General features: G+C 48.2%; 10 protein-coding genes and 1 riboswitch. All 10 genes read left to right on the top strand.

The window, feature by feature from the left end:
• Positions 1-22: 22 nt before the first annotated feature.
• Positions 23-538: a KdsC family phosphatase gene (locus tag E8K79_RS08080; protein WP_136514292.1), complete on the top strand. Its 516-nt coding sequence runs from the start codon at positions 23-25 to the stop codon at positions 536-538.
• A 414-nt stretch (positions 539-952) separates the two neighbouring features.
• The gene (locus E8K79_RS08085; protein ID WP_246043763.1) at positions 953-1,861 is read left to right on the top strand and encodes a polysaccharide biosynthesis/export family protein; all 909 of its coding nucleotides are present in this window, start codon (positions 953-955) and stop codon (positions 1,859-1,861) included.
• A gap of 51 nt (positions 1,862-1,912) precedes the next feature.
• On the top strand, positions 1,913-4,234 hold the full coding sequence (locus E8K79_RS08090) for a GumC family protein (protein WP_136514294.1): 2,322 nt from the start codon (positions 1,913-1,915) through the stop codon (positions 4,232-4,234).
• 264 nt (positions 4,235-4,498) lie between these two features.
• The gene (locus tag E8K79_RS08095; protein ID WP_136514295.1) at positions 4,499-4,867 is read left to right on the top strand and encodes a four helix bundle protein; all 369 of its coding nucleotides are present in this window, start codon (positions 4,499-4,501) and stop codon (positions 4,865-4,867) included.
• Positions 4,868-4,951: 84 nt separating this feature from the next.
• Positions 4,952-5,719, top strand: coding sequence for a tyrosine-protein phosphatase (locus E8K79_RS08100; RefSeq protein ID WP_246043764.1), 768 nt, complete (start codon positions 4,952-4,954; stop codon positions 5,717-5,719).
• A 185-nt stretch (positions 5,720-5,904) separates the two neighbouring features.
• Positions 5,905-5,994, top strand: a riboswitch (cyclic di-GMP riboswitch).
• 342 nt (positions 5,995-6,336) lie between these two features.
• Complete coding sequence (locus E8K79_RS08105) at positions 6,337-7,857, top strand: lipopolysaccharide biosynthesis protein (protein WP_136514297.1); 1,521 nt, start codon at positions 6,337-6,339, stop codon at positions 7,855-7,857.
• Positions 7,858-8,538: 681 nt separating this feature from the next.
• Positions 8,539-9,621, top strand: a complete 1,083-nt coding sequence (locus E8K79_RS08110; RefSeq protein ID WP_136514298.1) for a glycosyltransferase WbsX family protein — start codon at positions 8,539-8,541, stop codon at positions 9,619-9,621.
• Entirely contained in the window at positions 9,614-10,525 is a 912-nt protein-coding gene (locus tag E8K79_RS08115) for a glycosyltransferase family 2 protein (protein WP_162604628.1), read from the top strand. The genes E8K79_RS08110 and E8K79_RS08115 overlap by 8 nt, the downstream gene beginning before the upstream one ends.
• A 14-nt stretch (positions 10,526-10,539) precedes the next feature.
• Positions 10,540-11,970, top strand: a complete 1,431-nt coding sequence (locus E8K79_RS08120; protein ID WP_136514300.1) for a hypothetical protein — start codon at positions 10,540-10,542, stop codon at positions 11,968-11,970.
• Between the two features lie 15 nt (positions 11,971-11,985).
• Positions 11,986-12,882: an alpha-1,2-fucosyltransferase gene (locus E8K79_RS08125; protein WP_136514301.1), complete on the top strand. Its 897-nt coding sequence runs from the start codon at positions 11,986-11,988 to the stop codon at positions 12,880-12,882.
• Positions 12,883-12,912 lie beyond the last annotated feature (30 nt).

The raw sequence follows: 12,912 nt of genomic DNA on the forward strand, positions 1-12,912 counted from the left end.
AAAATGTTTTTGTGAGGTTTTCATGGAAGATAGACTGAAGAAGATCAAGCTGCTTATCCTCGACGTGGACGGCGTCCTGACCGACGGGCGCATCATCTTCGACTCCAACGGCGTTGAGAGCAAGTTCTTCAACGTAAAAGACGGCCACGGCATCAAGATGCTGCAGCGCTCCGGTATAGAAGTCGGCATCATCTCCGGGCGCGAGTCGCAGGTGGTGTATAACCGCGCCGTCGAACTCGGCATCGGGCAGGTGTACCAGAAGTCGCTGGACAAACTGGTCCCGTACCGCCAGATGCTTGAGGCGACCGGAGTGTCCGACGAGGAAGTCGCCTTCATGGGGGACGACGTAATCGACATCCCGCTTCTTAAGAGGGTAGGCTTCGCGGCGGCCCCCGCCGACGCGGTGCCCGAGGTCCTTCCCTTCGCCCAATTCGTCGCGAAGAATCGTGGTGGTTGGGGTGCAGTGCGAGAGGTGTGCGATCTCATCCTGAAGGCCCAGGGGACGTGGGACACTGTCACTTCTAGATACTATGTCTGATCTGAAGTGTATTAGATTATGAAATTTAAAAATGAGCACAGATAGGAATGTCAAAAACAGACATTCCTTTTTCGTGGGCTTTTTCAGCAAAGTCTGTGCGTGTGCTTTGCATGTGATCTAGACAGCTTAAGTCGCCTGACGCTTTCCCCGCCTGCCTCCCACCGGAAACAGCGCTGCGCATTTTCTCAGCAAAATATTGACAATAACAAAGCGATTGAGTTATAAGAAAAGTTAAATTTTTCTGAGGATCAATCAATGAACCGTATCTTTTATGTGATTTCGCTCTGCGCGCTTGCTCTCCTCCATACAGGTTGTACCACCTATACAGATCTCCCAGCCGGCGCCCATAAATCAATCGTATACCAGGAAGTTGCAGGCGCTTCCGCCGCCGTGGTTGACCGGGAGGCCGTTGCGGTGCCGACCCTTCAGGCGGATCCACCCCCCTCAACCGACTACATTATCGGTGCCAATGACGTCCTCTTCATCAACATCAGCGGAAGACCCGAGTTCTCCATCGCCTCCGTGAACGGCAGCAGTAACAGCAAGGTGCAGGGGAGCCGGGTGGACGGCAATGGCCATGTGAGTCTTCCACTCGTCGGTTCGGTGCAGGTGGCGGGACTCACCCTCTCCCAAGCCCAGACTCGCATTCAGGATGCGCTCCGCAAATACCTAGCGAACCCCTGGGTGGTGGTGGAGGTGGCCGATTACCGCAGTAAACCGCTCTACCTTCTTGGCAACTTCCGCGCATCTGGCACTTACTACATGGACCGCCCCCTCACCCTCGTCCAGGGGCTCGCTCTCGGCAGCGGCTTCGACCAGACCGCCGACCTGCGCGGCGCCCGTCTCAGCCGCGATGGCCGCATCGTCCCGGTGGACGTATATGACCTTCTTATGCGGGGAGACGCCAGGCAGAACGTCTGGCTCAAAGGGGGGGACACCCTCTTCATCCCGGACAACCATTCCCAACAGGTCTACATCTTCGGAGCGGTGAAAAAACCGGGACCGGTTCCGCTACCCAACTCCGGCCTCAACCTGGCCCAGGCCATCGCAAGCGCCGAACTGCGCGAAATCGGCTACGACTTCCGTTATGTCCGGGTCATCCGCTCCCTTTCCACCACCCGGGGCGAACTGCTGGTGGTTGATTTCGACAAGATCCTCCGCGGGGAAGCCCTTCCGATTCAGCTTCAGGAAGGGGACATCGTTTACGTCCCCAAGAGTAAGATCGGCAACTGGAACGACGTCATCGCCGACATCCTGCCGTCTTTGCAGGCCATCAGCGCCGTTTTGCAGCCGTTCGTCAACATCAAGTACCTGAGCAACTGACGTGCAGCGGCGTACGACTCAATCACAAACACACTACGAACTGGATAAAAAATGAACCCTGTCATCCAACCTCCGACACATCAGCCACAGGAAGTCCATCTCTCCGACTACATCAACGTCATCATGCGCCGCCGCCGCACCTTTCTCATCGCATTTCTGGCCGTCTTTGCCGGAGTTGCCCTCTACACTTTCTCAGTGCGTCCCGTTTACCAGGCAGGGGCCACGCTCCACGTCAAGGACGATAAGGGGGGCGGGGGGGTGCTGGGCGAACTGTCGCTTCTCTCCAGCAACAACCCGATAGAGGCTGAAATAGAGATCCTCAAGTCCCGCACCATAGCTGAGCAGGTGGTGAAGAATCTCCACCTGGACTGGCGGGTGGATCACGTTTCAGACGGGCTCTCCTGCAAAGTTCTGGAGTTCGTCTCCACGGCGAAGAAACCGTCCTATCGGGTCACCCTAACTGCAGGCGACCGTTACACGGTAAGCGACGACGAAGGCCGGGTGATCGGCGGCGGGCGGAGCAACGAGCTTCTCAAGACGCCGGAACTGACCCTCATGCTCCAGATTCAGGGGAAGAAAGGGGACAGCTGCGAACTGACCCTGCTCAACTTCAACGGGACGGTGGCAGCCCTGCGCAGTGGGGTCAAGGCGATGGAGGCCGGGAAGAAGACCGGCATCATCGGCATCACCTACAACCACACGGATCCCCGCCTGGCCGCGGATGTGGTCAACACCTTGGCGTCCGTCTACCTGGACCGGAGCGTCGCCTCCAAAAGCGAGGAGGCGAACCGCACCGTCACTTTTGTCGAGGAGCAGTTGAAGGAGGTCAGGGACGAACTGAACAAGGCCGAGAGCGATCTGCAGGGGTATAAGAGCAGGACCGGAGTGATGCAGCTCGATGCGGAAGCGCAGGAACTGATCAAAAACGTTTCCGACATAGAGAAGCAACGGGCGGCGGTGAACCTGCAGAAAAAGCAGTTAGAGTTCGCCCTCGCATCCCTCAAGGAAAGCAGGGGACGCGGTAAGACCTATACGCCGGCCGCCACGGCTGACGACCCGCTGGTCGCGGGGATGGCAACGAAACTGACCGAGCTGGAGGTGCAGAAACGGGCGCTGCTCGGTGAAAACACCCCGGAACACCCCGCCGTGAAGGATGTCCAGGCGCAGATCGACGAGCTGCAACGGAAGATTCAGGCAACCTACGAGACCGGCATCAGGAACGCCACCCGCCAGGAGGCCGGAATCGCCCAGCGGATGGGGGGCTACGAAGGAGAGCTGAGGAATCTCCCGATGGCAGAGCGCGAGCTGGCTCGTTACATGCGGCTGGTCAAGGTCACCGCCGACATCTACACCATGCTCCTGCAAAAGCACGAGGAGGCCCGCATCTCCAAGGCCTCCACCATCAGCAATATCAGCATCGTCGATCCCGCCATCATCCCTGATCGTCCGATCAAGCCGCAGAAGGGGAAGAACCTCCTCCTAGGGCTTCTGGTCGGCTGCATGTTCGGAGTAGGACTCGCCTTCTTTCAGGATTACCTGGACGACACAATCAAGGACCCCGACGAGGCGAAGCGTATCTTCGGCTACCCCCTCCTGGCTACCGTTCCCCACATCGGCAGGAATGGCGTGCGGGGCGGTGTCACGAACGTCATCACTTGCCACGACAACCCGAGGTCGCCTGGGGCCGAGGCGCTGCGCTCCCTCCGGACGGCAATCCACTTCTCCGCAGTCAGCCGAAATAAGCACATCCTGCTCGTTACGAGCTCCTTCCCGGGCGAGGGCAAATCCACTGTGTCGTCCAATCTGGCCACCACCATTGCCCAAACCGGTGCGAGGGTCCTGCTAATCGACTGCGACATGCGTCTCGCCACACTTCACGACAAACTGCAGGTCGAAAAGGTGCCGGGGCTTTCCGAAGTTCTGGCTGGCGATATCAGCTGCGCTGATGCCGTTCGTGAGACTAGGGTACCCAACCTGTTTCTCCTGGCCGCCGGCACCACACCTCCCAACCCCTCCGAGCTATTGGGGTCAGTCGCCATGAACGACCTGTTGGCCCGCCTCCGGGAAGAGTACGACCAACTCATCATTGACGCCCCGCCCGTACTCGCTGTCACCGACGCGCCTGTTCTCACCTCCCTTGCTGACCTTGTCCTCGTGGTGATGGAAACGGGTCGCGTCCCCGGCAAAGCCGCGTCCCGCGTGCGTGAGTTACTTAGCAACGTTCAGGCCCCCGTTGCCGGTCTCGTCGTCAACAACAAAACCGGCAGTGACGTAGCCTATGGTTACGGTTATGGTTACGGATACGGTTATGGTGAGGATGAAAAAACTACCGCCAAGGCTGAACCCTGGTGGAAACGGTTCTTTAAATCATAAGGCTAGAAAAACAAGTTTTGCGTTATAAATTTTGAGTTTTGGGTTGGAAAATCTAAGCTATCAATTTTTGTAAGATTCATGTTTTTAAATACAAGTTTTAAGTTATAGGTTTTGAGTTTTTGGTTGAAAGGTCTAAGCGATCAGCATTGGTAGATTCACTTTTTTTATTTGCATTTAAACTAAAAAACAAAAACATAAAACTCACAACGATATAAAGCCCAAAACTCCCAACGATATATGGTTAAAGTAGAGTGAGTCCGAGCGATGACCAAAAGCATCATAAAGGAAAAGTGTTATGCTTTCGCACTTCAGATCATCGCTTTGTACAAAGAACTGGCGAGGCGGAATGAATATGTGCTTTCCAAGCAGTTGTTGAGGTCAGGTACCAGTATAGGAGCGAATGTAGAAGAAGCGCTAGCCGGGCAGAGCCGGGCCGATTTTCTTTCAAAGATGTCAATAGCATCGAAAGAAGCGAGAGAAACGATTTATTGGCTCAAACTGCTCCGAGACAGCGAGATTCTCAACGCTCCTCTGCCATTTGATTTGTTATCAGAAGCCGTCGAGATCAGCAATATGTTAACCTCAATAGTAAAAACCACCGCCGAGACCAAAAAACTCAAAGCAAAGAATTAAGCACGAAGCAATAAACCTATGGTTGAAAAGCTCGTAACTCGTAACTCGAAACTCGAAACTCATAACTAAAAACTCAACATAAGAATGACAACCCAAAACTCACAACTCACAACTCATAACTTTTCAGCAGCTCACAACTCTCCAACCGATTACCACTGTCACCTTCTCCCAGGTGTCGACGATGGAGCGAAGAGTGTTGAGGAATCCGTAGAGATGGCCCGTTTTTTGGCCACCGCCGGTTTCCAGACGGTCCACTGCACCCCCCATCTGATCAATGGAGTGTACTCCGCCGGGAGCCAGGCCGTACGTAGCGGGGTGGAAGCGTTGCAGGGAAGACTCGACCGGGAGGGAATAGACCTGCGGTTAGAGCCAGGGCGGGAGTACTACCTGGACGAGTTTCTCCTCGGTAATCTGGACGATCCGCTCCTTGTAGGCGACACCGGGCTGCTTCTGGTCGAGTTTTCCAATCAAGCGACCGAAGACCAGGTGAAGAGCACCCTGTTTAGAGTCGTTCAGAAAGGCTTTACCCCCCTAATAGCCCATCCCGAGCGCTATCGCTTGCTGGAACCAAAAGAAGATAAAAGTAAAAAAGGTTTCTGGACCTCCTTCTTTAACTCAAAACTAAAAACCCAGAACTCACAATTCCCAAACGCTTTGCTTTCCTACCTGCAAGAGATAGGCTGCCAATTCCAAGGAAACCTAGGCAGCTTTGCGGGCCTCTACGGCGAGCGGGTGCAGCGGAACGCCCAACGGTTACAAGATATGGGTCTCTACAGCCATTACGGTACAGACGGGCACTCGGTGAAAGGGCTGAAGGCTTCCGGGATTCGCGAGTCGCGGGACAACCCGTGAAAGGATTGAGTCTTACTCAAAAGTTTTTCTTGTCTCACAGAATATTCATCTAATGATATTTATGCCTCTTGTGACTTTTCGCAATATATGCATTTGTTGTCTGCAGGACGCTGAATGAAGCATGCTTTACCGGGAACTTTCCTTGACTTTTAAGGCAGAATGGTATTAGATGCAGGGACTTACTCCTTGGAACAGGGCAAAACCAGAGAGATCTGGTGACGCAAAGCTGCGGGTCCTCGGTCGTTGTACACGACACGGACAGCCGGGTTGTCAAAAAAGGCGGGACAGAACCGAGTCCAATCCCAAGACGCCCCTTCGTTCAGAATCGGGCGTTTTTTTACGCGAAGCAAGGCCGCCTTACGAAGCATTCGCCTAACAGGTTAACCGTCTGACCGCCATCACCACCAACACCGAAGCCAGTTTGAGATCTCGGCCTCGATGATGAGGTGTCATGCCGGATGGACCGGGCGATCCTGGCAGCTAAGGGAGATGCTCCACACGAATGCCGCCGAAGGTCCTTTCTGCTTGGCCCTTCCTCTGGACCTGCCGGTCACCGTCAATTAATTTGCGAAAGAACCTAGATGAATAGGTAACAACGTCCCTTAAGGTTTTTCTAAATGAGTCGTGCAGACAAAGCAGCAAAGGGGGTTTTGACTAGCTTTCTTCAATATGGTTGTCAGATTGGACTGCAGGTTTTTTTAGCACCTTTGGTTCTTGCTGTTGCTGGGCAAGAAACTTTTGGTGCTTATGCGATTATAATGCAAGCGGTTGCTTATCTCGCCTTGACAGATATGGGGTTCTCTCTCGCCTTAACTCGGTTTTTGTCTCAAGCTTTCGGATATGATGATGGAAAACATTTTGAGACAGTACTTACGACAAGCCGTACAATAGTACTTTTTACAAATATACTGTTTTCAATTTTACTGTTGCTCTTAGCATTGTGGGGCCAACATTGGTTTTCTTTTTCGCGAGAAATTGCATTACAAACTAAATATGCTCTTGGCATACTTGCCATTTGGACCATTTTGCGCACACCTTGGCAAATATTTCAAACCGGTCTAAATGCTTCACAAAATATGAGTTCTGCCAACATGATAGGAATAGTTGGTAATGTTTTTAAGCTGTTGTTTTCACTAGGTCTTTTATATTTTGGCATGGGTTTAATCGGGCTGATGTTGGCAAATATCGTTAGCGAAGGAGTGATCATACTTCTTTGTTATAGGCGTTTTAAATCTCTTTACCCAAACATCAAACCCTATTGGGGATTGCCTGACCGTAACCTTACACGTGAAATGTTTAGCTTTGGCAAGCATGCACTATTCATAAACTTGGCCTGGAGATTGGTTTCAGGAACCGACAACCTTGTCGTAGGATTTCTCTATGGTGCCGCAGCTACAAGCATATATTACACAACTCAAATGCCATCGGTCGTCGGTTATCTTTTTGTAAATAGGCTAGTTGACAATTTTGGCCCGGCTATTAACGAGTTATACTCAAGAAAAGATGTAGAAAAACTCAAAGATTTATTTCTGAGCGTCCACCGATACACCTTGCTGCTTGGTGCTCCTTTATTTGTTGGTATTTTACTACTTAATCGTCACATGATTGAAGTTTGGGTGGGGTCAGCACAGTATGCCGGTGATTTAATGACCTTTGCCTTGGCTGGTTTTGCCTTATTGAATGTTATTGGACATGTCAATATGGTTTTTGTTATAGCTACTGGAGAATTGAGCCAATTATCCAGGTTTGCTTTTTATGAAGGAGTTGCAAACTTAGGATTGTCTTTTCTTCTAGGGTACTATTATGGGCTCTCAGGCGTCATGCTTGCGACATTTATAGCACACATCCCGATGGCCATCTATTTACAATATAGAGGAATGGCCGCACTTGATATGTACTTCAATCAGTATATTACGTTGGTTATCTCCCCTGTTGTTGTCCCCTGCATGATTGCTACCATATGCGCATCTATTGTGGTGTTTACAATGCCCGCAACAGGTTGGCTCTCATTTATATGTGCGTGTTCAGTTCTATTGTTAGTACATGTAGGATTAGCGTACTTGCTTGCAATAAATGTGAATGAAAGAGCATGGATACGACACAAATTGTTCCGTTTAGGTCCTCCAATACGTGCATAAGAATTTTAAAACTCTAGGCACTTGTTGGGTTTTTCCGACGTAATGTGCTACACTCGTTCCACTTCAATGCTATGGTTCCAAGGAGTTACGCGAGATGGTTGTCCAGTTTATTGAAATTGATCAGTAAACATTGTATTTGCTCTCGCCTCGGTACAAGATTGGGCCCCGAAGGGCATCTTGCCAGGTTCATAGTCGAAATTGTTACCGCAATCAGCACAATCCGCCACTCTGGGATCGATTCCAGGAACCTCCACCACTGCCGGATGATGCGGATGTCATGAAAAAGATGAAGCATCGGTTAAAGACTGCGCTGGGAAACCAGTTTACGCGTTATACAAAGTTACTTCAGAACCTGTTTTATGCGTCATCAAGGCGGTCGTGGGATTCCGAAGATTCCAACTACGTGGATACGAGGTAGCAGAAGGCGGGCGGAACCTAGTATGTATGGCGTACCTGAAAAAGCAGCACTATGCTTTGACCAGATAGATCGCGAAAGAACAAGATTTATGCCCCAATAAGGGGCATCTCATGCCGTTGCGCTGCATCTGCGGCCAGAGGAAGAGAAGCTTCAGAAATTTTAGACAACGCCGGTCGGATAGCGAAGCGGGTTCGCGCAGGCTTCAGACATCAGTCCGACAGGCTCCTAGGTATAGCGACTATTGCAGAAGGGTATTTTAATCTATGAAGGCGATTGCATTTCATCTTCCTCAATTTCATCCAATCCCTGAGAACAACGAATGGTGGGGGGCTGGATTTACTGAGTGGCGCAACGTCGCAAAGGCTAGGCCGCTATTTCCTGGACATCGACAACCTAATCTGCCGGGTGATCTTGGTTTCTATGATCTTCGCCTTACTGAAACACAGATTGACCAGGCAAATTTAGCTGCTTTGGCTGGTCTTTCTGGATTCTGTTACTATCATTACTGGTACGCTGGCAGGTTGTTGCTTGAAAAACCACTTGAATTGTTGCTTGCTCGAAAAACCCCTAAATTCCCCTTCTGCTTGTGCTGGGCCAACCATGACTGGACCGCCCACTGGTCTGGCCGCCACGACATGCTGGTTAAACAGACATATCCAGGAAAGGAAGATTACCGGGCACATTATGAGTATTTGAGAAAATTCTTCGAAGACGGTAGGTATATTAGAGTTAATCAAAAACCAGTTTTCGCTATATTTAAACCTAATGACATCCCGCAAGTTAATTCTTTTGTCGATTATTTCAAGACTTGGGCGTTGGAAGACGGATTCGGCGGGATACATCTCATCGCGCTGGATGGTGATCTGCGTTTGTTGGGCAGTGGTTTTGATGCTTTGGCACCCCATAGTCTTAATATAGCACTGGAGGGTTATTTAAAGCACAAGAGAAATCGGCTGAAGAATATGGTACGACATCGTCTGTTTCGCTATCCTCGTTGGGTAATCGAGTACTCAGAGTTGGCACCATTTTTTCAGAATTCACTATGCGACGGCATAACAACTATACCGACGGCAATTCCTAATTGGGACAATACACCACGAATCGGTCGTCGGGGGGTGGTTCTTTCTAGTAGTTCTCCTGAAAAATTCGCCGAGCATTTAGGCACTAGCATCACGGGATTCATAAATAACAACACCGAGTCAGAACATATTCTTCTAATTAAGTCCTGGAATGAGTGGGCTGAAGGTAACTACCTCGAACCAGATTTGATGTATGGGAAAGCATGGCTTGAAACACTGAACGATTTCATTGATAAAACTAATGGGAGCGGCGCGAATAATGGTTGATGTTGATGTCATAGTGCCAACTTTTGGACGAGATCATAGAATCAATGCAACTTTGCAAATGTTACTAAAGCAATCTCCCTTACCTGTGCGTGTTATAGTGGTTAATCAGACGTTGGGAATTTTGGGTCCTGCTACTGCAACCAAACTAGCTTACGAAATGCATAAGGTAGATCTCGTCTGGTTGAATAGGTCGGAGGCGAGCCTTTGTGGCGCAAGAAATGACGCTTTACGTGTTTCGGTAAGTCCAATTTGTTTGTTTTTAGATGACGATATATTAGTTCCAAGCGATCTGGTCGGTAAACATTGGAATTCTTACCAATATGACAAAGATTTGGCTGCTTTGGGTGGCCAAGTCTGGCATCGCCTATCTCTCACTGCAATTGATGATCTAAACCTTAAATGTCCAGAGTTGGGAACGACCAAAGCTTCTATGTTAACGGTGCCTGTACAAAGTGGTCCTTTGTTTGGCTGCCATTTCTCCATTAGGAGAGAGATCGCTCTCTCTATTGGTGGGTGGGATGAATCATTTATAGGCAGTGCCAATTGGGAAGAAGGTGATCTCATGAATAGACTCACTTTACAAGGTATGAAATTTATCTGGCATCCTGATATCTGGCTTATACACATCAAAGAACCAATGGGAGGTTGCCGAATACCTGGCAACCAGTCTTTTCAAGAATGGACAAAAACAGCGAATTTCTTTTTGTATAAATATCGCTACCCAAAAGAAAAATCATGGAAGCTCGTTCTTTTGACTTCACTTCGATCAGGGCCATTGCGTAAGGAAAACATCCTGAACCCTCTTCGCTGGCCAACTGCGTGGTGTGGTCTTTTTAAGGGTTGGTTTTTGGGATATCGTCGGGCACATAATCCAATACTTATCTCGTCCAATAAACAGAAATAATCGGAGAATAGGCCGTGGATATTAAGACGCATCCACTTTCGAATGATAAACGCCTTCCTTTTGTTCAGCCAGAATCTGTTACAGTTACTGCCAGTTGTTTATTACAGACTACTTTATCTTATGCACTAGCTGGAACCGCGATCTTTTTTGTTTTGTATTTTTTTTTAGCGCGTAACGAAGACTGCTTTGGAACATTTATAGCAGCTTTTAGCTCTGGGGCTATTGGCGTATTCTTTTGTTCATTTTGGTTCCGTCGCTATCATTGGGGCAAAATTGCCCAGACTGCCATTGTAGCTGCATATATCGCACGTGTACTCGTTGGCGTTGATAGTTATTTGTCAACAGACCCGCATTATTTCCAAGGCAATGGTAATTATCTTTCAAATAATTGGGAATTTTACTGGACATATGAAAATGCTACCAAGGCAGCGGACAATTTATTACGACATGGTGAATGGCGGCCGAGCCAAACTTATGAAATTGGTGACACAAAAAACGCGAACATTCATTCTTGGATGGGATATTTCCTGGCCGCAGGGAAAAGCCACAATGCGCTTGATTTAGCTCCTTTCAACAGTTTTCATCACGTAGTCGCTGGAATAATTATTGTAGGATTAGCCATAACTTTGGGGTATCCGTTGGGTGCATCCTTTTTAGCGGGTGTAGCAACTGCATGGATTCCATGGGCGTTCCCCGCAAGTCTTATGTGGCGAGACAGCGTCGGCATATGCTGGATCGTCGCTGCTATCGCGCTAGTTGTTATTGGGAGAAATTTTGGTCTTGTTGGTAGGATTACGTTGGCCTTTCCTGCTGCATTATTGGCTTCTTCTGTGCGTGAACCGTACTTGCTTGTTGTCCTCGTATCTACTATTTATTTATACGTGAATGATACCAAAAAGAACCTCTCTGTATCTAACAATGTTAAGTTGGCAATATTTTTATTAATCATAGTTACAGGCATTGTTTTGATTTTTCCATCATTAGTTGAATACGTTTTTGGAAGACATCAAACCCTTCAAAACGGTTTTTGGGCTAGATTTGCCACAATACCACTTTTGATTGTTAGAGGAATTGCCGGACCTTTCCCATGGATTAATCCGAGCGGTTCTTTTGAGATGGATTATTTCCCGGATTATATTTTTCATGTGTGTCAATTAGCTGTTTTATTAGTTCTTATGCGCAATTGGCGTTCAATTTTATTAAACAGTGATGTGCTTATCTTAAACTCAATTATGTTATGGTTTATAGGGGTTTTAGCTGTTGGTGTTCACACTGCTTATTTAGCAGTAGCAATGCCATTTATCTTACCTGTAACATTTAAAGCAAACGACCATTTGTGGACCAAATTTATTATTTCGTTGTTTCTGTTTATTGGTGGAAACGCTCTTTATTTGCTTACAGGTTTACAAGGTAGTGGTTTACTCATAAAAACTACTGGCTATTGATGGGAAGTTTACGGTATGTCAAAAATCATTGTTCGTATTAAAGGCGGGCTTGGTAATCAACTTTTTTGCTACGCTGCTGCTCGTCGACTCGCGCTTGTTAATGATGCAGAGTTGATTATTGATGACGTAACAGGATTTATCAGGGATCGTCAATATCGACGAATATATGCGCTCGACAAGTTTGCTATTTCGGCACGTAAAGCCACCTCAATCGAACGCATGGAACCTTTTGAACGTTACCGACGTGGAGTTGCAAAACTTTTTGCCCAAAAAACGCCTTTTCAAAATAGAAAATACATTCAACAAGAAGGTATTGACTTAGACTCTCGGTTACTTGAAGTGAAGCCGAATGGAACTGTTTATATTGACGGCCTGTGGCAAAGTGAAATGTATTTCAAGGATGTTGAAAGAATCATAAAAGATGACCTCCGTATCATTTCACCCGTTGATTCAGTTAATAGAGAGATTGCACGAAAAATCACAAGCTGTAATTCAGTTTGTATACATGTGCGTTGGTTTGATAAACCAAAAACTGTAATTAATGTTACTAGCCATAATCTTGAAAGCAACTATTACAAAAGAGCTATCCAACATATATTGGACAAAGTCTCAGCGCCCCACTTCTTCATTTTTTCCGATGATCCTATTAGTGCAAAAAAACTATTAGCACTACCGGAAAATATGGTCACCTGCGTATCCCATAACGTAGGGGATGAAAATGCCTATGCCGATTTGTGGCTTATGAAACAGTGCCACCATATTATAACGGCAAATAGCACCTTCAGTTGGTGGGGTGCGTGGTTAGGTGAGTCAGATTCAAAAATTATTATAACTCCAGGTAAAATCTTTTCGGGGACATCTACGGCATGGGGATTTTCAGGACTTATTCCGGATAGATGGTGTTTACTTTGAGATACACATTAGCTGATCTGATTAAGGCGA

The sequence above is a fragment of the Geomonas edaphica genome (assembly GCF_004917075.1).
Classification (GTDB): Bacteria; Desulfobacterota; Desulfuromonadia; order Geobacterales; family Geobacteraceae; genus Geomonas; species Geomonas edaphica.